Below are 23642 nucleotides of genomic sequence, written 5' to 3' on the forward strand. Positions count from 1 at the left end.
GCATTCTGCTGCGGCGCACGATCCACTGGGCACGGACCATGCGGAGCCAGGGGCATCCGCAAGTGAATCAGAATTCTAGGTCGTAGCAAGCCTGTAAGTCAGCACTGTCCGTCAGGAAACAGAACCGTTACGCACCGATGCGGGAAAATTCTCGGCGCATCACCGACCAAATGGTAAGTTCGTGCTCACTCCGCGAACGCGGCAGGCCCTTTGATGCGGGAGACAACGATGACCAACGCACAGCCTGGCCCCATTACCGAGGCCCTCGCCACCCAGACGCCCATCGGCAAGGGGCTCGCCCCCGCACGACTCGGCATCTGGGGGTCGACCGTCATCGGCCTCGCCTCGACGGCGCCCCTCTTCTCCCTCGCAGCGACCCTCGGCTTCGTCGTGATCGCCGTCGGCGAGCAGGCGCCCATCGCGTTCATCCTCGCGTTCATCCCGATGATGTTCACGGCCTTCGCGTACCGCGAGCTCAACAACGAGCTGAACGACTGCGGCACCGTCTTCACCTGGGCGGCCAAGGCCTTCGGCCCTCGCACCGGCTGGATGTCGGGCTGGGCCCTCGCGGTCGCCGGGATCCTGGTCATGGCGAACCTCGCCGAGATCGCCTCCGTCTATATCCTGCTGCTCATCGGAGACGGATCGCTCGCCGAGAACCGGGTCGTCGTGACGCTCTTCGGCGCCGTCATCATCGCCGTCATGACGTGGATCTCCATGCGCGGCATCGAGCTGGGCGAGAAGATGCAGGTCGTCCTGCTCGTCATCCAGTACGCGGCAATGGCGGCGTTTGTCGTCGGCTGCCTCGTCGGCTACTTCAACGGCACGGCGCCCGACCCGACGCCCGTCAGCATCGACTGGTTCAACCCGTTCCTCGCGGACGTCACGGGCATGGTGCAGGCGATCATCCTCGCTCTCTTCATCTATTGGGGCTGGGACACCTGCCTCGCTCTGACCGAGGAGACGAAGGACCCGAAGAAGACCCCGGGCCGTGCCGCCGTGCTCTCGACCGTGCTGCTGCTCATCACGTACGTCGGCATCACGATCGTCGTCATGATGTACGCCGGCCTCGGCGAGACCGGCACCGGTCTCGCGAACGAGGAGAACGCCGACGACGTCTTCTCGGTGCTCACCGACCTCGCGATGGGCCCGTGGGGCTGGTTCCTCGTGCTCGCCGTCGCCGTCTCGTCGTTGTCGTCGTCGCAGACCACGATCCTGCCCACCGCCCGCGGCACCTTCGCTATGGGCGTGTACAAGGCGCTCCCGAAGCGCTTCGCCGTGGTGAGCGAGAAGTCGAAGACCCCGACGTTCTCGACGCTCCTCATGGGCATCGTCGCGATCGTCTACTACGTCGGCATGAGCTTCGTGTCGAACAGCGTGCTGCAGGACTCGATCCTCTCGATCGGCCTCGCCATCGCCTTCTTCTACGGCATCGCGAGCTTCGCCTGCATCTGGTTCTTCCGCACCAGCCTCTTCACGTCGACCCGCAACTTCCTCTACCGGTTCCTGTTCCCGCTGCTCGGCGGCGTGTTCATGGTGTGGGCGTTCTTCCAGTCGGCGATCGACATGGCCAACCCCGAGTACGGATACACGACCTTCTTCGGCCTCGGCAGCGCGTTCGTCATCGGCATCGGCTCGTTTGTCATCGGCTTCATCCTCATGTTCGTCTGGGCCGCGATGCCCGGCTCGAAGGACTACTTCGAGAAGCGCACCATCAACCGTCACTCCGCGATCCTCGCCCCGGAAGACTGACCCGCAGCCAGGCGTCCCGCCTCCCGGCCGGGCACTCGAGCCGCACCGCACGACCTACCAACCGCAAGGTTCACCCCGTGGACCGGGCGGAACATCCACCGCACGTGATCAGAGAAAGGCCTTTCGTGCATATCCTCATCATCGGTGCCGGAGGCGTCGGCGCAGCCGCTGCCCGCATCGCGAAGCGACGCAGCTTCTTCGACTCCTGCCTCATCGCCGACTACGATCCCGCCCGCCCGCAGGACCTCGTCGCCGAACTCGGCGACGACCGATTCCGCGCGGCCCAGGTGGATGCGTCCGACCCCGGCGCCGTCGAGGCGCTCGTGCGCGACAACGGCATCACCCACGTCCTCAACGCGGTCGACCCCCGCTTCGTGATGCCCATCTTCACAGGCGTCACCGCCGCCGGCGCGACCTACCTCGACATGGCGATGAGCCTCTCGAAGCCGCACCCCGAGCATCCGCACGAGCAGACCGGCGTTAAGCTCGGCGACGAGCAGTTCGAGCACGATGCGGCGCTGAAGGAGCGCGGCGTCCTCGCGCTGTGCGGCATCGGCGTCGAGCCAGGCCTCTCGGACGTGTTCGCCCGTTACGCAGAGGACGAGCTGTTCTCGGAGATCGACGAGCTCGGCGTGCGCGACGGCGCGAACCTCACCGTCGAGGGCTACGACTTCGCCCCGTCCTTCTCGATCTGGACGACCATCGAGGAGTGCCTCAACCCGCCCGTCATCTTCGAGCGCGAGCGCGGCTGGTACACGACGCCGCCCTTCAGCGAGGCTGAGGTGTTCGACTTCCCCGAGGGCATCGGCCCCGTCGAGTGCGTCAACGTCGAGCACGAGGAAGTGCTGCTCATGCCGCGGTGGACCGACGCGAAGCGCGTCACGTTCAAGTACGGACTCGGCCAGGAGTTCATCGATGTGCTCAAGACGCTGCACATGCTCGGCCTCGACAGCACCGACCCGGTCAGCGTCAAGGGCCAGCAGGTGTCGCCTCGCGATGTCGTCGCCGCGGTGCTGCCAGACCCCGCGAAGCTGGGCGACCGCATGCGCGGCAAGACCTGCGCGGGCCTCCTCGTGACCGGCAAGGGCAAGGACGGCGAGCCGAAGCAGGTGTACCTGTACCACGTGGCCGACAACGAGGAGACGATGGCGAAGGACAATTCGCAGGCCGTCGTCTGGCAGACCGCCATCAACCCGGTCATCGCCCTCGAGCTGCTCGCGACGGGCGTCTGGTCTGGTGCCGGTGTGCTCGCACCCGAGGCGTTCGACGCGAAGCCGTTCCTGGAGCTGCTCGGCTCGTCGGAGCCCGCCGGCTACGGTTCGCCGTGGCACGTGCAGGACCGCAGCGCGGCGCTGTCCGCGTAAGCGCCCGGGTCCGCTGACCAACTTCAGTGCAATCTCTGGCCGAAAGCGCTGTTTTGGCGCCGCTCGGTCCGATATTGCACTGAAGTTGGTCAGCCTCTCCGCAGCAACTCCTCGATCTCGGCGGCCGTCGGGATGCTCGGCGAGGCCCCGCGCTTCGAGACGGCGAGAGCACCAGCGGCCGCCCCGAACCGAATCGCCGCTTCGAGGGATCGCCCGCCAGCGAGCGCAGCCCCGAGCGCACCGGCGAAGGCGTCGCCGGCCGCCGTCGTATCGACGGCCTCGACCTCGATCACGGGGAACGTCTCCGCGCGTTCGGGCGTCACGAGCGTCGTCCCGTCCCCGCCGCGTGTGACGAGCACCGCCCCGACGCCGCGGTCGAGGAACCACCGTCCGGCCTCGACGGCGCTCGCCTCCGAGTCGACGACGATGCCCGTGAGCATCCGCGCCTCCGTTTCGTTGGGGGTGACGAGGTCGACGAGGCCCCACACCTCCTCGTCGAGAGGTGCGGCGGGCGCCGGGTCGAGGATCGTCGTGATCCCGGCATCCCGCGCCGTGCGCAGGATGCTCGCGGTCAGCCGCGCGGGCGTCTCGAGCTGGGTGAGCAGCACCGAGCTCGTGGCCGCGGAGTCGCGGATGCCCTGCACGACGGTCGCCTCGTCGAGCGCGTCGTTCGCTCCCGGCACGATGACGATGGAGTTCTCGCCGCTCGCATCCACGCGGATGTGCGCGATACCCGTCTCCCCTGACACCGTCCGCAGCCTGTCGACACCCACGCCGGCGTCGACGAGCTCGCGCGTGACCATCGTGCCGAACGCGTCGTCGCCGACACACGCGATGAACGAGGTGGATGCGCCAGCGCGGGCGGCCGCGACGGCCTGGTTCGCCCCTTTTCCGCCGAGGGCCAGGCTGAAGCTGTCGCCCCTCAGCGTCTCACCGGGTTCCGGCGGCCGGGCGGAGAAGGCGGTGAGGTCGGCGGAGACGCTCCCGACGACAAGCACGCCGCTTCGGTTCGTGCCGCTCATGCGCGCTTCGAGCGCATCGCCTTGAGCTGCGTGAGCGATTCGTCGCCCGCTTTCTCCTCGTACTCGTCCGAGCCGAGCGGCACGAGCGCGACACGCCCCTCCTCGTCGGAGTGGATGCCCCACCCCCAGCGCTTCCCGAGGGGAGACGCGCGAAGGCACGCCTGGTCCTTCGCGAAGAAGGCGGCCCTGGCCGCGTCCCGCTCCTCAGCCGGTACCGCGTTGCGCACGGCGTAGGTCTCGAAGAGCACATCGTCGGACGTGTACTCATACGGGTGCGCGACGATGAGGGCGTGCTGGAGGCTCGCGATGGTCGGCCCCTTCGCCGACTCGGGCGGCGCCTCAGCCTCGTCGACGGGGCAGTCGTCGGCGATCTGGATGAACGTGCTCGCGTAGTTCGTCGTTCCCATGGGCAGAGCCTACGGGGCGTTCAGCTGGGGAGCCGATCGCGAAGAGCATCGCTAGCGTCACGAAAGCGTGACCGAGTGGTCGGCGCGTGCGCTGAACCGTTATCCGGAAATCCGCCTGGGGGCAGAGCCCCTCGCATAGGGTACGAATTCGGCGTTCGGAAGGAACCTGCATTGCGCGATATCTCAAGCCTGAAGCTCGCCCTCAGCTTCACGACGGCCACCGTCGTGCTCCTCATCTCGGGGTGCTCGCCATCGGCCCCGGCAGAGACGGCACAGGCCGAGACGGCACAGTCGGAGTCCGCCGCAGCGCCGTCGGCGACCCAGGCAGTCACGCCTTCGACCACCCCGATGGCAACCGCGACCCCCGAGGCGAGTTACGAAACCGACGCGTACGGCGTGCGGTTCTGGAATTCCGAGTCCGACCGCAGCGCCGTTACCTACGAGGAGGGCGCATTGGGGATGACCGTTGCCGACCAGCAGCTCTACGTCGAGGAGAAGTTCCTCATCTCGCAGTGCATGCGCGAGAAGGGCATCCACTACCGCTTCCGACTCCCTTGGCAACTGCATCCCGAGGACAAGAGCGAAGCGAACGAGCACTTCGGGGAGGCCGAACTGCTCGCCCTCTACGGTGAGCCCGCGCCGACCGCGCCGAACGACTGGACGCAGCACGGATGCATGGGCTTCGCGGAGCACGAGATGGGCCAAGACGGCACGACGTAGGGCGCGGGTCAGGTGCGATGCGGGCGGAGGCCGCGAAGCCAGTCGTCGGCCGCGTCCTGTGAACGGAGACGGACCACGCGGAGGCTCGGCCAGGCCCGCTCGGCCGCGTCCACCCTCCGGCGAATCTTGGCGCGCCCCTTCCACCCCCACCGGACGATGTGCTCCGGGTCGACGAGGATCGTGTGCAGGGGAGGCTCGATGTTGCCGTTCCACAGTTCGACGCGCCGCAGCCTTCTGCGGAGCGTGCGCCGCACGAGCCGCGACATGTGCGTCCAGACCGAGTAGTCGAGGAACACCAGCGTGTCGGCCCGGCTCGTGAGCAGGTCACCGAGCTGAGTCGCGTACTGCCACTCCGTGACCCAGCGCTCCTCGCTCGTGAAGGCGTCGACGGACTCGACGAACCCCGGCAGCACCGTCCAACCCGGGCCATGGAACAGGGCGTCGATCTCCGTGTGCGGAAGGTTCGCGTTGCGCTCCACCTGGCGTGCGACCGCTGTCTTCCCGACGCCGGCGGGACCCGCGATGAGTACACGCCGAGGGGAGGATTCCGGGGATCCTGCAGGAGCTGACACCCTGCAACCCTACGTTCGCCCTCCGGCACTCGCCGGCCTGGAGCAGCCCGAGCTCGTCGCGGGGCGGTCGGCGGCGGAGACACGAAGATGGCCGGACACAGGGTGTCCGGCCATCTTGTGCGCGTTCAGGGGAGACGCGCAGCACGATCGGGGGATCGCGCCTCGGCCGCCGAAGCGACCTGGTTCGTCCTTAGACGGCGAGCGTCGCCTGCACGTCGAGGTTGATCGTGACGGTGTCACCGAGCGTGAGGCCGCCGGCCTCGGTCGGTGCGTTCCAGTTGACGCCGAAGTCCTTGCGGTTGATCTTCGTGACAGCCTCGAAGCCGAGCTTCTTCTGGCCGTAGCCGTCGGTCGTGATGCCACCGAACTCGACATCGAACGTGACGGGCTTGGTGACGCCGCGGAGCGTGAGCTCGCCGTCGACCTTGACCGAGTCGCCCTCGACGCGCGTGGCGGAGGAGGCGAACGTGAAGGTCGGGAACTCTTCGGCGAGGAAGAAGTCGGAGGTCGCGAGGTGCTGGTCACGAGCAGGCTGCTTCGTGTTGACCGATGCGACCTCGACCTCGGCGTTGACCGTGGACTCCTCGATCGTCTCACCCGTGGTGATGGTGCCCGAGAAGGTCTCGAAGCCGCCACGGACCTTGCTGATCGCGAGGTGGCGAACGACGAAGCCGACCTCGGTGTGCGTGGGGTCGATGTTCCAGGTGCCGGCGGTCCAGCCGTTGATGTCTGCTGCGCTGATGCTCATGTCTTCTCCTGAAGGGTCGTTGGGTGCTGTCTCGGTCAAGTCCTGGACAACGTAACACATTGTTGCGGATACAAGTTATTCAAACGCATAGAAGTGTGACGGTATTCCGACACCCAGGGAAATCTTTGGGAAACGGGTCGACAGCCTCGGCGGCCAGCCGTCCGAGCTACCCCTGCTGCTGCTTCGCCGCGTCGCTGACCGACTTCATGAACCGCAGCACATTGTCATCCACGAAGATGTCGTTCGGCTGCAGTGGCCGCGACAGATGCAGCCCATCGAGCGCCCGGATGCGCGACAGGGCCACGTAGGTCTGCCCGGGCGAGAAGGCCCTCGCCCCGAGGTCGACGACGGCGCGATCGTAGGTCTTCCCCTGCGACTTGTGGATGGTCACCGCCCACGCGAGCCGCAGCGGGAACTGCGTGAACTCCCCCACGACGTCGCGCGACAGCTCCCGCGTATCCGGCGAGTACGAGTACTTCAGCTTCTCCCACACGAGGGGCTCCACCTCGTGCTCGTCGCCATCGATCTCGACGTAGACGGTCTTGTCGATGCGCGTGACCTCGCCGATCGAGCCGTTCACCCAGCGCCCGTCAGAGTCGTTGCGCAGGAACATGACCTGCGCGCCGACCTTCAGATCGAGGCGCTCATCCGCGGGGAAGTTGCGGCCGCCGAACTCCCCCGAGATGTCGGCGTTCGCGGTCATGGAGGCTCCGGGCAGGCGCTCGAGGTTCTGCGCGTTGATGCGAGAGACCTGCGCGTTGCGCGACGCGAGCGTGATCGTGCCGTCGGCCGGGGCGGGCCTCGCGCCGACCGTGTTGAGGCGGTTCGCCATGTCGGCCGTGACCTGCCCGTACCTGACGGCCGTGAGGATGTTCTTGAACTCGTCCTCGTGCTGCCGGTGGATCTCGCGCAGGGCGTGGATGCGCAGCTCCGCCTCCTGCCACACCCTCGCGTCGAAGAACCACAGCGAACGGTAGTGGTCGCGGAAGTACGCGCGCTCATCGGGGTCGGACGGCGGCACCGGCGCCAGCTGGAACGGGTCGCCGAACATCACGAGCTGCACGCCGCCGAACGCTTCGTTCTTCCGCTGGCGCGCCTGCCGCAGCGAGCGGTCGATGGCGTCCATGAGGTCGGCGCTCACCATCGACACCTCGTCGATGACCAGCGTGTCGATCTTGTTGAGCAGCTTCCGCACATCCCCGTTCTGCTCGATGGGCGCATCCCCGATGACGCCGATCGGCAGCTTGAAGAGCGAGTGGATGGTCTGCCCGCCCACGTTGAGGGCCGCGACTCCCGTAGGTGCCGCGATGACGAGCTGCTTCGACGTGTGCCACGCGAGGTGGTTGAGGAGCGTCGACTTGCCCGTGCCGGCGCGCCCCGTCACGAACAGGTGCTCGCGCGTGTGCTCGATGGCGTCGAAGACACCCTGCTGCTCAGGGGTGAGGACGATCGTCACTTGGTGGACTCCTGCTGCTGCTCGCGCTGGAGCCGCTCCTGCTTGCGCTTCTCCAGTGCCTCCGTGCGGTCGGCCATCACCTTGAGCTGCGCGTTGTACGCCTCGAGCTCCGCGTCGCCGTCACGGTCGGCCTTCCGGTCGCGCCGCTTCGCCTCCCGGTCGTCGGACCGGGACCACGAGTAGGCGACGAGCATCGCGAGGATCACCGTGGGCACCTCGCCGACACCCCACGCTATGGCGCCGCCGATCTGCTGGTCGGTGATGGCATCCGCTCCCCACGGCCTGCCCATCGCGCCATACCAGTCGGCGAGCAGCAGGCCCGTGCCGCTCATGATGCTGAGGCCGAAGAAGGCGTGGAATGTCATGACCAGCACGAGGGCGATGAGGCGCATCGGGTAGGGGGCGCGCGTGCCGATCGGGTCGATGCCGATGAGCGCGTTGGCGAAGAGGTAGCCGACGATGAGGAAGTCGGCGATCATCCACATGTGCCCGACGTGGTCGGTCACGGCCCAGCGGAACAGCGGCGTGTAGTAGAAGACGAGCAGCGAGCCCGCGAAGACGACGGCGGACACGATGGGGTGCGAGAAGAACTTCGCCCACCTCGAGTGCACGAACTTGAGCGCCCACTCGCGCGTGCCGAGGCTGCCGTCGTGGCGCGCGTGCACGCTGCGCAGGAGGAGCGTCATGGGGGCCGACAGCACGAACATGATCGGCACCAGCATGGTGAGGAACATGTGCTGCGTCATGTGGAAGCTGAAGACGAACTTGCCGTAGACGATGAGCGAGCCGTTGACGAGGTAGAGCAGGATCACGATGCCGAGGACAAACGAGATCGTGCGGCCAAGCGGCCACTCGTCGCCGCGGCGACGCAGGCGCAGGACCCCTGCGATGTAGAAGAACAGGCCGAAGAGGCACAGCGTTGTCCACATCGGGTCGAGACGCCACTCGGTGAGCAGACGGAACGGCTCGAACTCAGGAGGCAGCAGCTCGCCCGTGAGCAGCTGCGCCGGCGTCGGGGCCGCGAGCTGGTCGGCCGTGACCTCAGTGACGGGCGACGGGGTACGCCCGAGCGCCGCGGCGGCACCCGACGCGATGCCCATGAAGGCGAGTTCGAGCGAGATGAGCCACACCATGGGCTTGCGGGTGGATGCTCCCTGCTCGACGGCAGCGCGCATCCGGTTGATGAGTCCCCGCCGCTGCGCCCAGCCGATGAAGCCGAGCACCACGAGCACAACCGCCTTCACGATGACGATGACCCCGTATGGCGAGGCGAGCTCGGCGAACGAGCCGATGTTGGCGACGCTCGCGACGACACCGGATGCGGCGACCACGATGAACGCGACGAGGGCGAGCGACGAGTAGCGCTCGATCACTGCGAGGCGGCGCACATCGGGCATGCGCGGCGCAAGGATGGCGACGACGAGGAGGCCACCGAGCCAGAGCGCGGCGCCCATGTAGTGCAGGGTGATGCCACCCACGACGGTCTCGTGGTTCGCCGCACCCGCGGCGTGACCCTGCGCCCCAAGCGGCCACAGGCAGAAGAGCGAGAACGCGGCCGAGAGCCCGACCATCCACGGGCTGCGACTCGCGAAGACCACAACCGACAGCAGCAGCACCATGCCGAGCGCCAGCACCCACGCCTGGCCCAGCTCGAGCGAGGTGAAGAAGAAGAGCAGCCCCTGACCGAAGGCGGCGTCGAGCGAGAACGCGGCATTGGAGATCTGCAGGTAGGTGAGGAAGGCCGCGGCCGCCGTGGACACCACCCAGGCCGCGGCACCGGACGAGGCGATCGTCATGGCCCGCTCGAACTCGGGCTGCTTGCGACTCGCCGCCCACGCCGCCAGCACCAGGGCGCCGATCGTGACCGAGGCCGACAGGTTCAGCGCGAGACGCGCAACCGGCACACCCCACATGACGATGGGTCCAGGGTCGGAGACGATGAGCGGGGTCGCTCCGCCACCGTAGGCGAGCCCCCAGATGACCGCCACGAGGGCCGCGAGGAGGAAGATCGCCGGCCCGAGCACGATCATGCGCTTCGTGTGCAGCGACCAGGAGTCGGCGCTCGCGCGATTGCGCTCGGCCTTGCTGCCGCCCCTATCCGCAGTTGCCGCCGCCTCGATCGTGGAACCGGAATCGAGGGGCGTAGGCATGATCATCAAGTGTAGATCGTCGCCGGCGCTCGGGCTTGTCATCCACAGGGGAAGCGACCGGCTGCGACAAGAACGCGGGGCCGCTTCCGAATGGAAGCGACCCCGCGTGCATTCAGGCGCGAAGACTACTTGGCTGCGGCCTTGAGCTTCGAACCAGCCGAGATCTTGACGCCCTTCGAGGCGGCGATCTGGATGGCTTCACCCGTCTGAGGGTTGCGGCCGGTGCGCGCGGCACGAGCGGTCTGCTCAACGGAGAGCCAGCCCGGGATCGTGACCTTCGTGCCCTTGGCAACGTTCGAGGCGAGTTCGCTGAAGAGTGCGTCGAGGACGCTTCCAACAACAGCCTGGCTCTGGCCGGTCTCGGTCGCGATCGCGGCAACGAGTTCGGTCTTGTTCACAGTCTTGTCTGCCATATGTCCTCCTTAGGACGCAGCCCCGCCCTTGCGAGTGCAGCATGTTGGGTTCAGAAGTCCTGCAGTTCCGCGGGATTCCGCGGCAGGACCTTCGTCAACCTACCAAAACCAGGGCCTCTCGCTTGCAGATTCGCCTGACACGCCGCGTCTTGCCACGGAATTCACCGGTTCGTTGCGGTTCTGGACCGGATCGATGCCCGTATCGGCGCTTGATGCGCCCAAGCCGTGGCGTCGCCCCAGCAGCGACGGGAACCGCTCAGCGCCGCTTGATCTCCGGGAAGTCGTCGTCGCGCCACTCCTCGGCGAGGCGGGTGCCGTCGGCCTCGATCTCGCGATTGCGGAGTTCGACGCGACGGATCTTGCCGGACGCCGTCTTCGGCAGCTCGAAGAACTCGAGACGCCGAACCCGCATGTACGGCGCCATGACCGCGCGGGCGTGCCGGAGCACCTCGAGCGCGGTCTGCCGGTTCGACTCCCAACCCGCCGCGAGCGTCACGTAGGCCTTCGTGATGTTGAGCTTCGTCGCGTCCGGAGCCCCGACGACGCCCGCCTCCGCGACGGCATCGTGCTCGAGGAGGAGACTCTCCACCTCGAACGGCGACACCTTGAAGTCGGACGACTTGAACACGTCGTCGGTGCGGCCGACGAAGGTGATGCATCCGTTCTCATCGCGCACCGCGACATCACCGGTGTGGAAGAAGCCGTCACGCACCGCGTTGTCGGTCGCCGCGGGTGAGCCGAGGTACTCGGTCATGAGGTTCACGGGGCGCTCACCACGCATGTCGAGGCAGATCTCGCCCTCGTCGCCTTCGACGCCCGTCACCGGGTCGAGGAGCACCACGTTCATGCCGGGCAGCGGATGCCCCATGGCACCCGGCTTGATGACATCGCCCGGCGCATTCGCGATGAGGGCGGTCGTCTCGGTCTGGCCGTAGCCGTCGCGGATCTCGAGCCCCCACCAGGCGTGGATGCGTGCGATGACCTCGGGGTTCAGCGGCTCTCCGGCCGAGAGCAGCTCGCGCATCGCCCGGGGCTTCGCTGACTTGCCGTGCTGCACGAGGATGCGCCACACCGTCGGCGGGGCGCAGAACGAGGTCGCGCCCGCCTTGTCGAGCTGCTCGAGCAGGAGGGCCGCGTCGAAGCGCTGGTAGTTGACGACGAAGACCGTCGCCTCGGCGTTCCAGGGCGCGAAGAAGCTGCTCCATGCATGCTTGCCCCAGCCCGCCGCACTGATCGCGAGGTGCACGCCGCCCGGCTCGACGCCGATCCAATACATCGTCGAGAGGTGCCCGACGGGGTAGGAGCGGTGCGAGTGGACCACGATCTTCGGGTGGCTCGTCGTGCCGGAGGTGAAGTAGATGAGGGCGGCGTCGTCGCTTGCCGTGCGCTTCTCGATCGGCGCATCCGACGCGTCGTAGATGTCGTTGAAGTCGAGCCACGCCTCCCGCGCTACCCCCTCGAGGCCAGCACCCACCTGCGCGATGCGGTAGCTGCCGAGGACGTTGTCGAACTTCACCGCATCGGCCTCCTCGGCGATGACGAGCCGCACCCTGGCCCGTTCGACGCGGTCGTCGAGGTCGTGCGGGCCGAGCACCACGGACGTGGGGAGGATGACGGCGCCGAGCTTGAGCGCGCCGAGCATCGCCTCCCAGAGCTCGCGGCGGTTGCCGAGCATGAGCATGACGACGTCACCGCGGCGGATGCCCTGCGCCTCGAGCCAGTTCGCGACCCGGTTGGACCGACGGCGCAGGTCGTCGAAGCTGTACTTCGCCTCGCTGCCGTCGTCCTCCACGATCCAGAGCGCGGTGCGTTCGTTGCCCTCGGCGATCTGGTCGAACCAGTCGAGCGCCCAGTTGAAGTTGTCTCCGACATCGGGCCATTCGAACTCCCGGCTCGCCCGCCCAGCGTCTGTGCGGAGGGAGAGCAGCTGGTCACGTGCGCTGCGGAAGGCGTCTGCGCCTCGAACATCTGACATGCGTGCCATTCTCACGCACCCCGCCGACAAAGACCTTCGCCGCAATAGGGCAGTTTTCTCCCATCCACGGGCCCGTGACGGGAGGAAACCGCCCCATTCGCGTGGCGGACGCAGCTGGAGGCGCCGGGCGCGGCGGGGCGGGGCGCGGATAGGGCAGCTTCCTCCCACCCACGCCCCCAGGACGGGAGAAAACTGCCCCACTCACGAACCGGGCGGGGCAGGACGGGCCGGGATAGGGCAGCTTCGCCCCATCCCCGCGCCCGAAACGGGAGGAAACCGCCCCATTCGCGTGGCGGACGCAGCTGGAGGCGCCGGGCGTGGCGGGGCGGGGCGCGGATAGGGCAGCTTCGCCCCATCCCCGTGCCCGTGACGGGAGGAAACTGCCCTACTCACGGACCGGATGGGGCGGGAGGGGGCGGTGGAAGGCGCGCGGCGACGGCGCGCGGCGAAGGCGCGCGGCGAAGGCGCGCGGCGAAGGCGCGCGGCGAAGGCGCGCGGCGGAGGCTCAGCGTGGCGGGAGGTAGTCGAGCAGCTCGCCCGGCTTGCACTCGAGGACCGCGCAGAGCCGCGCGAGCGTCTCGAAGCGCACCGCCTTGGCGCGGTTGTTCTTGAGCACCGACAGATTGACGACGCTGATCCCCACGCGTTCCGAGAGCTCCACGAGCGTGATCCCCCGCCTCGCCATGATCTCGCCGAGGTGGCACACGATGTGGCTCGGCTCCTCGAAGGGCTCCGGAACCATCAGACGAGCCCTTCCTGGTCCTGCTGCAGGCGAGCGCCGCGGCGCATGATGAGGTTCACGACGAGCACGATCACGAGGATGAGCAGGAACGTCCACGTCTGGTCGAGGACCGTCGGCTCCGGGGCGTCCCGCCCGTCCCAGCCGAGCTTCGCGATCGTCCAGTTCGTGCCGAGGAGCTCGAAGAACCCCGGTGCGGCGAGGGCCGCGATGACAAGCCCCGACGACCAGTCGAGGAGGCGGATGCTCTTGCCGCCGAAGAAGTCGCCCTTCGCGAGGTTCCTGGCGAAGAGGAGGAGCATCCACACAGCGGCGAGACTGAGGAGCGCACCGATGACCTGGCCGATGAGGAGCAGCACAAGGGCACCAGTGGGGATGAGGTCGCTCGCAACGAGGATCGTCGAGGCCCCGTCAAGCGGGACGTCGGCGCCGACGGGAGTTGGGAGCGAGACGGCCGCCCCCTCGAACGATGCGTTGACACGCACCTGGCCGTCGACGAGGAATCCGATGACGTTCTCGAGCGGCTTGAGGACGACGAGTCCGGCGGCGGCGATGCCGAGCGGCCACAGGTAGCCGAGTTCCTTCGCTTCGCGGTCCGAGCCTGTCGCGTTCTGTCGTGCGTTCATGATCTTCCTCCATATCGTTTCTCGATATGCATAACGATAAACGATATGGCTGGAACTGCAACCCCCGCACGCACGAAACCCCCGAGCGAAGACGCTCGGGGGTTTCGGAAAGCACTACGCCATCGCTGGCGGGCCGGTGGTTACCAGCTCGACTTCGTGATTCCTGGCAGCTCGCCACGGTGTGCCATGTCGCGGAAGCGGACACGCGAGATGCCGAACTTCGAGACGTGGCCACGGGGGCGTCCGTCGATGCTGTCGCGGTTGCGAACGCGGACCGGCGAAGCGTTGCGGGGAAGCTTCTGGAGGCCGACGCGAGCTGCCTCGCGCGACTCGTCGGTGCCGTTCGGGTCGACAAGCGCCTTCTTCAGCTCTGCGCGGCGTTCCGCGTAGCGCTCGACGATGACCTTGCGCTGCTCGTTCTTGGCGATCTTGCTCTTCTTGGCCATGTTTAGCGCTCCTCTCGGAATTCGACGTGCTTGCGGATGACCGGGTCGTACTTCTTCAGCACGAGGCGGTCAGGCGTGTTGCGACGGTTCTTCTTCGTCACGTAGGTGTAGCCCGTTCCAGCGGTGGAGCGGAGCTTGATGATCGGACGTACGTCCTGGCTCTTCTTCGCCATTAGAACTTGACTCCCTTCGCACGAAGCTCAGCGACGACGGACTCGATGCCGCGTGCGTCGATGACCTTGATGCCCTTAGCCGAAAGCGTCAGCGTGATCGTGCGCTTCATGGAAGGCACGAAGTACTTCTTCTTCTGGATGTTCGGGTCGAACCGACGGTTGGTCCGTCGGTGCGAGTGCGAGATGTTGTGACCGAATCCGGGAACCGCCCCGGTCACCTGGCACACTGCTGCCATTGTTTCCTCCGTAGATACCGCGGGAACCAGAAGGCCCCGCCCAAGATCTCTTGTCTGCGTCGATGGCGGTTGCACACCAACACGGTCGCGCCAGAGGGGAACCCCGGCGCACCAAGGGTCGAGCTTAGGCGACACGCCCGGGGAAGCGCAAGCCTGCATTGGAAGAAGCGCCGAGACGGGATGCAAGACTCGAGCATGGTCTCCTCCCCCGGCTTCTCCCCTCCCTGCGGCCCGATCACCGGCTGGATGGAGGACTGGCCAGGTGGCCGGCAGGTCGTTCGGGCCACGGGCATCCGCTACGCCAGGGCCGACAGATTCGAGGCCCCTCGAGCAGAACCCGACCACGGCGAGACGTTCGCGGCGACGAGCTGGGCGCCCGCGTGCCCGCAGGCGCCCATGCCCGTGCTCGAGGAGGTGCTGGGGAGCGGCATCGACGAGCTCGGCGTCGACGAGGACTGCCAGCGGCTGTCGATCACGCTGCCCGATGATGTGGGGCCCGGGGAGCAGCTGCCCGTCATGGTGTGGATCCACGGCGGCTCGTACGTCTCTGCCGCCGGTGACGCCGCGGCGATGGACCCGGCACCGATCGTCGCCGAGCAGCGTGTGGTCGCCGTCAACGTCACGTTCCGACTCGGCCTGTTCGGGTTCCTCGGGGGCACGGATGCACGCCCCGCGAACCTGGGGCTGCTCGACATCCTCGAGGCGTTCCGCTGGGTGCAGCGCAACATCGCGGCGTTCGGCGGCGATCCGCGTCAGGTGACCGCCTACGGGCAGTCGGCTGGCGCGCACGCGATCGTGCAGCTGATGGCGCTGCCGGAGGCGCCGAGCCTGTTCCGGCGGGCCATCATCCAGAGCGCGCCCCTCAATGTGGCGGGCGGGAGGGAGGAGATGCAGGGCCGGATGCTCGACGCGACGGGCGACCTCACGGCGGCGAGTCCCGTGCGCGAGATGGTGCGCGCGCAGGCAGCCGCGCTGCGTGCCTCGTCCGCGTACGGATTGCAGGGCGCGATGTCGTTCAGCCCGCAGCACGGCCAGGATCCCCTGCCCGACGATGCCGGCGTGCTCGCCGGGCGGGACGCGAACGCCGCGGCGATCGACCTGCTCATCGGCTTCACCTCGGAGGAGGCGCTCCTCTTCGTGCCGCGCATCCCGGCCACCAAGCGCCTGAGCGAGCTGCCGATCGTCGGGAAGCCGCTCACGAAGGCCGTTGTCGGCGCGCTCACGTGGCTCGTCTACCGGCGCGACGCGGCGACGTTCGCGAAGCGGCACGTGCGCGCCGGCGGCCGGGCATCGACGTACGTCGTGAGCTGGAAGGCGCCGCACAACGTGTGGGGTGCCTGCCACATGATCGAGCTTCCGCTGCTCTTCGGCAGCGAGAAGACGTGGCATCGGGCGCCACTGGTTCGGGGCGCGAGCTGGGCCGAGATAGATCGCGAGGGCAAGCGACTGCGCGCCGTCTGGGGCGACTTCGCCCGCGGGGCTTTGCCGACCGACGCCGACAGCATTCCCAGGGTTGCGACGTTCCGGCGCCTCACGACCCGCGAGCGCTGACCGCATCCCGCGGCCCGCTAGGAGAGGAAGGCCAGGGCCACAGGGGCGATGACCAGCGCTGGCAGCAGGTCGCCGACGGGGATGGGCTTCAGTGGGACCAGGCGCACGCCGAGCGCGATCAGGATGAGGCCGCCCACCGCCGACAACCCGTCGATCTGAGCGTCACTGAAGACGTCGCCCGCGAGGAACCCCACGAGGGTGAACGTGCCCTGCAGGATCGCGACCGGGATGGCGGCGAAGAGCACGCCCTTCCCGAAGGTCGAGGCGAAGGCCATCGCAGCGAAGCCGTCGAGCACGGCCTTGACGTAGAGCTGGTCGGCGCCGAGTCCCAGACCGTCGGAGATGGATCCGAGGATGGAGAGCGGGCCGACGCAGAAGAGCAGCGTCGCGGTCACCATCCCGTCGACGAACCGTCCGTCGCCGTTCGCGTCCGAGGTGAGGCGCCGTCGCACCCAGCCGGCGACACCTTCGAGCCGGTCCTCGATGCGCAGCCAGGAGCCGAAGAGCGCGCCGAACACGAGCGACAGCAGGATGACGATCATCGCGAACGGACCAGCCGCATCCGCGAGCGCCTGAGAGCCCATGTCGGCGACGCTCATCCCTCCGAGGACGATCACGAACAGCCCGAGGACGGCGGTGACGGTCGCCTTCGTCCGATCCTTGAGGCGGTCGCCGAGGAGGATGCCGAGCAGGCCGCCGACGAGGATGAGTGCGACGTTCAAGAGCGTCCCGGACCCGATGATCACGGTCCGATTATCACGATGCCGCGCGCCGTTTCCGAATCGCGAGCCCCTCGATCCTGCTGGAGCGGCTGCCGCGGTGCCGAAATTGATCCAGCGAAAGAGATAGATTCCTCAACAGGTTGAAGAATATTCGTTAACTCACGCTGGGCTCACCCGCTGCTGAGAATCTTGACAGACTCAGCGTCGGGGCCTCGACGCCGACGCATCGAAGGGGGGAGGTCTCGCGGATTCGGGGGGATTCTCATGACCGATGCAACTTTAGATCGTCGCGGCCTGCTGCACGCCGGAGTGTGGGGCGTCCCGGTGCTTGCCGTCGCGTCGGCGGCGCCGCGAGCGGCAGCAAGTGCCGGCACCGGTGGCGGCTGCAACGACTTCAGCAGGGGAGTGTGCAATGTCGATTTCACGTTCGTCGACTACTCGCCTGACATCTACGTGGTCGGCATTCGGAATCTCACCGACGTTGGAAAACGCGTCGAGCTGCGGCACTACTCGTCAAGCGAGCCGGTCACCTTCACCGTCAAGGACACGTTCGGAGAGCTCACGGAGTTCACTCCGTTCCTGCCGGAGACGGCATCCTGGAGCCACGCCTTCGCCAGTGGTGCGTGCGTCAGTTTCGAGACGATCGCCATCGAAACCGGTATCGGCCTGTACACGCTGGACCTGCCGCCGGGAGCAGAGCTCATCCTCGGCGGCAGCATCGACATGCCCTACAACGCACCGTTGTGCCTGTACACCGGGAAGGTCTGGTTGCGGGGCGACGACCCGTTCACCTGTGAGTCCGGTTACCGTCTGGAGTGCACTGGCGAAGGCGAGGTCTGATCCAGGGAGAGGGGACTTCTACCCTTCAGCTTGCCGGTCGGCGCTCCTAGCCTGGTGGGATGAAGATGCTCACGAAGACCATCGCTGGCCTCGCCGCGGGCGTAGCACTCGTCCTGGCACCGACCGTCGCAGCCACGGCTGCCGAAGCCTCCCCCGTGCAGACCCGGGGATACGAATTCATCTACCTCGACGACTGCGACGCGAAGGAAGCGTCGCTCGCGCAGCGCGGACACTGGATCACGTCCACGTGTACAGCGCTCTACAACCAGAACGGCGCATGGACCGGGCTCTGGGGCTTCACCGCGACGGTGCGGCCCGTCGGGACGGTCTGAGTCAGCTGACACCTGGGCGGATCGCTGCGGCCGAGGTCATGTCCCGGGCTCGATCACCGAGAACACGTAGTAGGTGTGGCCGGGCGCCGAGACCTCGACGACCCTCCCGCCTGGGATGTCGCGGGGCTCGCCAGTGACGACCGTCGGGTGCTCGGCGCGCCACGCATCCACGTCGTCGACGAAGTACATGGGGCCGGCTGCACCCCAACCGGGCTCGTCGTCGAGCATCAGCTCGATCTCGAGCTCCGGCATCTGCAGTGACACCGTGTGCTCGCCCTCGCGCCACGCCTCCTCCCATCCGAGGTCGAGGTAGTGCTGCACGGCGGATTCGAGGTCGTCGACGGGTTGGAACTGGAAGGTCAGGATCACGGTGCTCTCCCCGGTGGGCATGCTGGCTCGGTGCTCCGAATGTAGCCGTCGATGCGCGAGGGGCGCCATGCGCCGATTCCGAATCGTGATGCTCGCGATGAGCGTCGATATGGTTCCGTGACCGGATGCGGGCCGCCGGGTTCGTAGGGTCGGTGCATGCCTTCTCGCCGTCTCACTCCAGCGACGATCGTCTGCGCCGCGCTCGCGGTGCTGCTCGGCGGATGCGCGCCCGCGGACGCCCCGAGCGTCGTGGGTTCCGCATCCACCCCGGCGCAGACCGCGAGCGCTGGCGTCGAGTCGGCGCCCTCGGAGACGGCCCCCTCCCAGGCGTCGCTCGAGGGCATCTCGATGCAGGAGATGACCCACCAGCCGGTGCCTGTGCAGATGACGCAGTGCCTCACGCAGCATGCGAAGTGGATCGACCTTCCCGCGGGCACGACGTCGTCTGACCTGTACACGCGCATCTCGGCGTATGAGCAGGAGCTGCTCTTCCTCCTCCCCGATGCGGTCGGCGGCTTCGACAACGTGGACGTCGCGGCCGACCCCAGCCCGCGCGGCACGGTCACCGTCTTCGTCGTCGGATCCGCGGAGGCCGGCGACGAGGCGGCAGCCGCATGGACGGCACTGCGCGACGCATCACCGGAAGTGGAGGCCGCCGCGGCCGGCATCGAAGCGGAGGGCGCATCCTTCGCACCGGAGCTCGTCGAGTACTCCTACGCGGAGCTCTGCACGTCGAACCTGGCGATCCTGTCCGTCTGGATGGAGAACGACAAGGGGCTCGTCACCGCTCGGATGGACGTCGAGCTGAATCGCAACATTCTCGGCATCGAGCCTGAGCTCTTCTCGGACGAGTACCGACAGCAGCTGCTTGCCCTTGGGCCTGCTGGCATCTACGAGTTCGAAGAGGTCCGGTAGTCGCGCCCCGGCGGTTGTCTCGCCACGTAGGCGCGGCAGTCCTCCGCGGTCGCCGGGCCGAAGACGCGGACCCACCCGGTGGGGGTCTGGGCGAAGTCCGGCCACAGCGAATGCTGCCGGTGCTCGTTCCTGACCACGAACACCTGCTCGCCCGAGTCCTCCCAGGCGCTCACCACGCGCGGAGGGGGGTGCGGTTGGCGTGGACGTCGCGTCTGTCGTGCATTCCGGACCTCGGTTCAGCGTTCTGTGGGACTCCGAGAAGGAGCGTGGCGCTGTGCCGCTGCGGGGGCTGGGCATGGGAGCGCGACCGTACGCCCGGCGCCGATGAGTGGCGTGTGAAGTAGGCAGGCGACCTACCCTCGAGGCGGCCTGCCGATCGCAGCTCTCAGCGCCACCCAGCCGCGCGCTCCCACGCAGCACCCCGCCGCTGCGCCTACTGTGTCCCGCATGACTGCGACAACGCACGAGGGCCTCCTCTTCGGGAATCGCTTCGCGCGCGAGCTCCCCGAGCTCGCCGTGCCGTGGGAGGCCGAACCAGCCCCTGCGCCGCGATTGCTGCTCCTCAACGAGGACCTCGCCGGGGAGCTCGGCTTCGAGCCGGCGTTCCTCCGCTCGGAGGACGGCGTCGCGATCCTGCTCGGCACCTCCGTTCCCGAAGGGGCCACCCCGGTCGCGCAGGCCTACGCGGGCCACCAGTTCGGGCAGTACTCGCCGCGCCTCGGCGACGGCCGTGCGCTGCTCCTGGGAGAGGTGACGGATGTGCGCGGACGGCTGCACGACATCCACCTCAAGGGCTCCGGCCGCACCCCGTTCTCTCGCGGCGGCGATGGGCGCGCCGTGCTCGGTCCCATGCTGCGCGAGTACATCGTGAGCGAGGCGATGCACGCCCTTGGCATCCCGACGACTCGCGCGCTCGCGGTGACCGCGACGGGGCACCACGTCCAGCGCGACGACGTCGAGCCTGGTGCGGTGCTCACGAGGGTGGCGAGCAGCCACCTGCGCGTCGGCTCGTTCCAGTACGCGCGGGCCACCGACGACCTGCAGCTGCTGCGTCGCCTCGCCGACCACGCCATCGCTCGGCATTACCCGTCCGTGGCGGGCGCCGAGGCCCCGTACCTCGAATTCTTCGAGCAGGTGGTGGCAGCGCAGGCGAAGCTCGTCGCGCAGTGGATGCTCGTCGGCTTCGTGCACGGGGTCATGAACACGGACAACATGACGATCTCGGGCGAGACGATCGACTACGGGCCGTGCGCGTTCATCGACGCGTTCGACCCCGATGCGGTCTTCAGCTCCATCGATCACCGCGGGCGGTACGCCTTCCGGAACCAGCCGCCGGCCGCTGCCTGGAACCTCGCGAGGTTCGCGGAAGCCCTCCTGCCGCTCTTCGCCGAGGACGAGGACGAGGCCATTGCTCTTGCTGAGCGCAGCGTCTCGGCGTTCGGCCCTGCCTACGAGGGCGCCTGGAACGCGGGGATGCGGCGCAAGCTCGGCCTCAGCGACGAGGTCGACTCGGAGGTGAGCGGTCGCCTCGTCGCCGAGCTGCTCGCGCTGCTCCAGAAGAGCGGGGCCGACTCCACCTCCACCTTCCGGGCGCTCAGCGTGTACGCGCGCGGCGACCGCGCACCCGCCCTCGCCGCGTTCGGTGAGGCTGCCCCCTCGTTCCGAACCTGGGCGCAGGCCTGGCTGGCGCTCGCGCCGAACGCGGGCGCGATGGACCAGGTCAACCCCGTGTACATCCCTCGCAACCATCTTGTCGAGGAGGCCCTCGCCGCCGCAGACGCCGACGACCTCCAGCCGCTCGCCAATCTCCTCGAGGTGGTGACCAGTCCCTACGACGTCCGAGCAGGCCGCGAGCGCTACGAGGCCGGGGCGCCGACGGACTTCGGCGCCTACCGCACCTTCTGCGGCACCTGAGTCGGGCTGCCGGAGTTCAATCGAACGGCCGATCCGCATGTCGGTGGTGGTTCCTAGACTCGCTGCATGACCGTTCCGCTGCCGAAAGCTCCGCCCCTCGTGGACGAGCTGGCCCTCGACGGCGTGGAGACGGCGGGTGGGCTGACGCAGAGCGACCTGCGGTCGGCTGAAGCTCTGGTGGAGAACCGACGCTGGAAGCCGTGGATGCGCGCGGTGACCATCTCGCTCGGCTCGTTCCTCGGCGGGGCGCTCCTGTTCGTACTCACGCTCGCGCTCCAGGTGGAGGATCCCGCAACGGACTCGGAATCTGGCGCGTTCCTCGGGTTCCTGATCGTGAACGTGGTCGTCGGCCTCGCGGCCTGCATCGCCATCGGCCCGGTTCGCGGGTCGCGCGCCGGAAACCTGTGGATCGTCGCGGTCGGCATGGCGAGCTCGCTGGCCTTCGCGGCCTGGCTCGTCGCCGTCATGCGGCTCGGAGCCAGGCGTTCGCTGCCCATGGATGTCGCGGCCGTCGCGATCGTCGTAGTCGGCGGCATCCTCTGGGACTGGTTCGAATCGAGCATCACCGGCCGCGCGCCCATGGACGCGCCGATCTTCTACATCATCGTCGTCGCGCTCTCGACGATCATCGCCCTGCTCTTCGGCCGGTCCCGGGGCACGCGAGCCGCGCTCATCACGTCCCTGCGGGCCCAGGCCGCCTCGGCTGAGCGCGAACGCGCGGCCCTGGCCCAGAGTCGGGCCTCCGACATCGAGCGCGCACGCGCCGAGGAGCGCGCCGCCATCGCCCGCGACATGCACGACTCCATCTCCCACGACCTCGCGGTCGTCGCCACGCAGGCCGGCGCGCTCGCCTACCGCAGCGACCTGTCACCCGAGCTGGTCAGGGAGACGGCCGCCACGGTTCGCGAGTCCGCTGCGCGAGCGAACACACAGCTCCGGGAGGTGCTGCAGGGCATGCGCGAGCCGAGCGAGACCGGCCGAGGCGACACGCCGCTCCCCGACCTGGACGCGCTCGCGTCCCTCCTCGTCGACGGCATCCCCGCACACGCACCCCCTCAGGTGACCTGGCTCACCATCGGGCCCGGAGACCTCTCGAAGCTCTCCGAGGAGCGCGTGCGCGCGCTCCACCGCACCCTCTCCGAGCTGTTCGTCAACGCCGGGAAGCACGCACCGGGAGCGGAGGTGCAGGTCGAGCTCGCCGGCGGCGACACCGAGATGGCCATCTCGGTGTCGAACGCCGTGCAGCAGGGGCAGGCTCCCGCGCCGGGGACCGGCTACGGACTCATCGGCGCCCGGGAGCGCATCCACCTCGTCGGCGGCACGCTCGAGGCAGGAGCCCCGGCAGGCGGCGATTTCGTGGTGGAGGTGAGGCTGCCGTGGTGAACCCCGACAGCATCCGCGTGCTCATCGTCGACGACGAGGCGGGCATCCGCCTCGGCCTGCGCCTGCTCATCGATGGCGCAGAGGGCATCCGCGTCGTCGGCGAGGGCACCAACGGGGAAGAGGCGCTCGCGCTCGCCGCCGAACAGCACCCGGACGTGATCCTCATGGACGTTCGGATGCCCGGGCTCACGGGCATCGACGCCGTCGAGCGACTCACCGCCTCCGGTTCGACCGCGAAGGTCGTCATGCTCACAGCGTTCGACACGGAGGAGTTCCTGCTGGATGCGCTTCGGGCAGGCGCGGTCTCTTTCCTGCTGAAGGACGCCCCACCGGAGGACATCGTCGGGGCGGTTCTCGACGCCGCCCAAGGCAAGGCCGTCTTCTCGCCGAGCGCTCTCGACCGGCTGGTGCGCGCGGCGGCGAGCGGCTCGAAGGACGGCCCTCACCACGGCGACAGCGTCGGCACAGGTCAACGCCCCGCTCGCGACGCGCACAGCGACGAGCTCCTCGCGAGCGTCACGAGCCGAGAGCGGGAGATCGCGCGCTACGTCGCGCAGGGCATGACCAACGCAGAGATCGCTGCCGCGCTCTACGTCAGCCAGGCGACGGTCAAGACGCACCTCGCGAGCCTGTTCTCGAAGCTCCACGTCACCAACCGCGTCCAGCTCGCGCTGCTCACCCTGCAGTGGGACGCCGCCGGCCGAGTCTGAGCGACGGGCTGGAGGCGCCTGACCGGGGGCTGGACGGCGCCTGTCCGTGACGGGTGGCCGCATGCTCCCTGCGTGTACTCTGGGCGGCACCACGGAGATCAAGGGGA

At 68.1% G+C, this 23642-nt stretch carries 26 protein-coding genes; 10 read left to right on the plus strand and 16 right to left on the minus strand.

The window, feature by feature from the left end; all coding sequences use genetic code 11:
* Positions 1-228 precede the first annotated feature (228 nt).
* Complete coding sequence (locus C5E10_RS01330; RefSeq protein ID WP_104330111.1) at positions 229-1752, plus strand: APC family permease; 1524 nt, start codon at positions 229-231, stop codon at positions 1750-1752.
* 125 nt (positions 1753-1877) lie between these two features.
* A complete protein-coding gene (locus C5E10_RS01335) occupies positions 1878-3116 on the plus strand; it encodes a saccharopine dehydrogenase family protein (protein ID WP_104330112.1) in 1239 nt (412 codons plus the stop codon).
* Between the two features lie 89 nt (positions 3117-3205).
* Here C5E10_RS01335 and rbsK read toward each other — a convergent pair whose 3' ends face one another.
* Together rbsK and C5E10_RS01345 are read right to left on the minus strand one after the other, a co-directional pair.
* Complete coding sequence (rbsK, locus tag C5E10_RS01340) at positions 3206-4138, minus strand: ribokinase (RefSeq protein WP_104330113.1); 933 nt, start codon at positions 4136-4138, stop codon at positions 3206-3208.
* The gene (locus tag C5E10_RS01345) at positions 4135-4545 is read right to left on the minus strand and encodes a DUF6157 family protein (RefSeq protein WP_104330114.1); all 411 of its coding nucleotides are present in this window, start codon (positions 4543-4545) and stop codon (positions 4135-4137) included. The genes rbsK and C5E10_RS01345 overlap by 4 nt, the downstream gene beginning before the upstream one ends.
* Before the next feature lie 171 nt (positions 4546-4716).
* Between C5E10_RS01345 and C5E10_RS01350 the strand changes: the two genes are divergently transcribed.
* Positions 4717-5265, plus strand: a complete 549-nt coding sequence (locus tag C5E10_RS01350) for a hypothetical protein (RefSeq protein ID WP_104330115.1) — start codon at positions 4717-4719, stop codon at positions 5263-5265.
* Positions 5266-5273: 8 nt separating this feature from the next.
* Here C5E10_RS01350 and C5E10_RS01355 read toward each other — a convergent pair whose 3' ends face one another.
* The 11 genes from C5E10_RS01355 to rpmB form a co-directional block, all read right to left on the minus strand.
* Positions 5274-5837: an AAA family ATPase gene (locus tag C5E10_RS01355; protein WP_104330116.1), complete on the minus strand. Its 564-nt coding sequence runs from the start codon at positions 5835-5837 to the stop codon at positions 5274-5276.
* A gap of 190 nt (positions 5838-6027) precedes the next feature.
* Positions 6028-6585, minus strand: coding sequence for a YceI family protein (locus C5E10_RS01360; protein WP_104243798.1), 558 nt, complete (start codon positions 6583-6585; stop codon positions 6028-6030).
* A gap of 166 nt (positions 6586-6751) precedes the next feature.
* The gene (locus tag C5E10_RS01365; protein WP_104243800.1) at positions 6752-8041 is read right to left on the minus strand and encodes an ATP-dependent RecD-like DNA helicase; all 1290 of its coding nucleotides are present in this window, start codon (positions 8039-8041) and stop codon (positions 6752-6754) included.
* On the minus strand, positions 8038-10191 hold the full coding sequence (locus tag C5E10_RS01370; protein WP_258070951.1) for a bifunctional copper resistance protein CopD/cytochrome c oxidase assembly protein: 2154 nt from the start codon (positions 10189-10191) through the stop codon (positions 8038-8040). Before C5E10_RS01370 ends, C5E10_RS01365 begins: the two co-directional genes overlap by 4 nt.
* A gap of 125 nt (positions 10192-10316) precedes the next feature.
* Positions 10317-10604 carry an HU family DNA-binding protein gene (locus tag C5E10_RS01375; protein WP_068483913.1) on the minus strand — a complete coding sequence of 96 codons (288 nt, stop codon included), beginning with the start codon at positions 10602-10604 and terminating at the stop codon, positions 10317-10319.
* A 256-nt stretch (positions 10605-10860) separates the two neighbouring features.
* A complete protein-coding gene (locus C5E10_RS01380) occupies positions 10861-12579 on the minus strand; it encodes an AMP-binding protein (RefSeq protein WP_104330153.1) in 1719 nt (572 codons plus the stop codon).
* A gap of 505 nt (positions 12580-13084) precedes the next feature.
* On the minus strand, positions 13085-13321 hold the full coding sequence (locus C5E10_RS01385) for a helix-turn-helix transcriptional regulator (protein ID WP_104330117.1): 237 nt from the start codon (positions 13319-13321) through the stop codon (positions 13085-13087).
* Positions 13321-13944 (minus strand): DUF2975 domain-containing protein, encoded by a 624-nt coding sequence (locus tag C5E10_RS01390; RefSeq protein ID WP_104243804.1) that lies wholly within the window; start codon positions 13942-13944, stop codon positions 13321-13323. Before C5E10_RS01390 ends, C5E10_RS01385 begins: the two co-directional genes overlap by 1 nt.
* Positions 13945-14084: 140 nt before the next feature.
* Positions 14085-14390 carry a 30S ribosomal protein S14 gene (rpsN, locus tag C5E10_RS01395; RefSeq protein WP_068483923.1) on the minus strand — a complete coding sequence of 102 codons (306 nt, stop codon included), beginning with the start codon at positions 14388-14390 and terminating at the stop codon, positions 14085-14087.
* A 2-nt stretch (positions 14391-14392) separates the two neighbouring features.
* Positions 14393-14563 carry a 50S ribosomal protein L33 gene (gene rpmG, locus C5E10_RS01400; RefSeq protein ID WP_068483925.1) on the minus strand — a complete coding sequence of 57 codons (171 nt, stop codon included), beginning with the start codon at positions 14561-14563 and terminating at the stop codon, positions 14393-14395.
* On the minus strand, positions 14563-14799 hold the full coding sequence (rpmB, locus tag C5E10_RS01405; protein WP_068483927.1) for a 50S ribosomal protein L28: 237 nt from the start codon (positions 14797-14799) through the stop codon (positions 14563-14565). Before rpmB ends, rpmG begins: the two co-directional genes overlap by 1 nt.
* A gap of 195 nt (positions 14800-14994) precedes the next feature.
* On the opposite strand from rpmB, the gene C5E10_RS01410 reads away from it, so the two are divergent.
* Positions 14995-16350 (plus strand): carboxylesterase family protein, encoded by a 1356-nt coding sequence (locus C5E10_RS01410; RefSeq protein ID WP_104330154.1) that lies wholly within the window; start codon positions 14995-14997, stop codon positions 16348-16350.
* A gap of 17 nt (positions 16351-16367) precedes the next feature.
* On the opposite strand, the gene C5E10_RS01415 is transcribed toward C5E10_RS01410, so the two are convergent.
* Complete coding sequence (locus C5E10_RS01415) at positions 16368-17096, minus strand: DUF554 domain-containing protein (RefSeq protein WP_104330118.1); 729 nt, start codon at positions 17094-17096, stop codon at positions 16368-16370.
* Between the two features lie 240 nt (positions 17097-17336).
* Here C5E10_RS01415 and C5E10_RS01420 point away from each other — a divergent pair, with 240 nt between their 5' ends.
* Complete coding sequence (locus tag C5E10_RS01420) at positions 17337-17912, plus strand: hypothetical protein (protein ID WP_146080116.1); 576 nt, start codon at positions 17337-17339, stop codon at positions 17910-17912.
* Positions 17913-17971: 59 nt separating this feature from the next.
* The gene (locus C5E10_RS01425; RefSeq protein ID WP_104330120.1) at positions 17972-18244 is read left to right on the plus strand and encodes a hypothetical protein; all 273 of its coding nucleotides are present in this window, start codon (positions 17972-17974) and stop codon (positions 18242-18244) included.
* Between the two features lie 36 nt (positions 18245-18280).
* Here C5E10_RS01425 and C5E10_RS01430 read toward each other — a convergent pair whose 3' ends face one another.
* Positions 18281-18634 carry a VOC family protein gene (locus C5E10_RS01430; protein ID WP_104330121.1) on the minus strand — a complete coding sequence of 118 codons (354 nt, stop codon included), beginning with the start codon at positions 18632-18634 and terminating at the stop codon, positions 18281-18283.
* 135 nt (positions 18635-18769) lie between these two features.
* Here C5E10_RS01430 and C5E10_RS01435 point away from each other — a divergent pair, with 135 nt between their 5' ends.
* Entirely contained in the window at positions 18770-19528 is a 759-nt protein-coding gene (locus C5E10_RS01435; protein WP_104330122.1) for a hypothetical protein, read from the plus strand.
* Here the strand turns inward: C5E10_RS01435 and C5E10_RS01440 are convergent.
* The gene (locus tag C5E10_RS01440) at positions 19504-19704 is read right to left on the minus strand and encodes an MbtH family NRPS accessory protein (RefSeq protein ID WP_104330123.1); all 201 of its coding nucleotides are present in this window, start codon (positions 19702-19704) and stop codon (positions 19504-19506) included. The genes C5E10_RS01435 and C5E10_RS01440 overlap by 25 nt on opposite strands.
* A 271-nt stretch (positions 19705-19975) precedes the next feature.
* Between C5E10_RS01440 and C5E10_RS01445 the strand changes: the two genes are divergently transcribed.
* The 3 genes from C5E10_RS01445 to C5E10_RS01455 all read left to right on the plus strand — a co-directional run bounded on the left by C5E10_RS01445 (position 19976) and on the right by C5E10_RS01455 (position 23535).
* A complete protein-coding gene (locus tag C5E10_RS01445; RefSeq protein ID WP_104330124.1) occupies positions 19976-21442 on the plus strand; it encodes a YdiU family protein in 1467 nt (488 codons plus the stop codon).
* A gap of 66 nt (positions 21443-21508) precedes the next feature.
* On the plus strand, positions 21509-22825 hold the full coding sequence (locus tag C5E10_RS01450) for a sensor histidine kinase (RefSeq protein WP_104330125.1): 1317 nt from the start codon (positions 21509-21511) through the stop codon (positions 22823-22825).
* Positions 22819-23535, plus strand: a complete 717-nt coding sequence (locus tag C5E10_RS01455) for a response regulator transcription factor (RefSeq protein ID WP_104330126.1) — start codon at positions 22819-22821, stop codon at positions 23533-23535. The genes C5E10_RS01450 and C5E10_RS01455 overlap by 7 nt, the downstream gene beginning before the upstream one ends.
* Positions 23536-23642 lie beyond the last annotated feature (107 nt).

The sequence above is a fragment of the Pseudoclavibacter sp. RFBG4 genome (genome assembly GCF_002931515.1).
Lineage (GTDB): Bacteria > Actinomycetota > Actinomycetes > Actinomycetales > Microbacteriaceae > Pseudoclavibacter.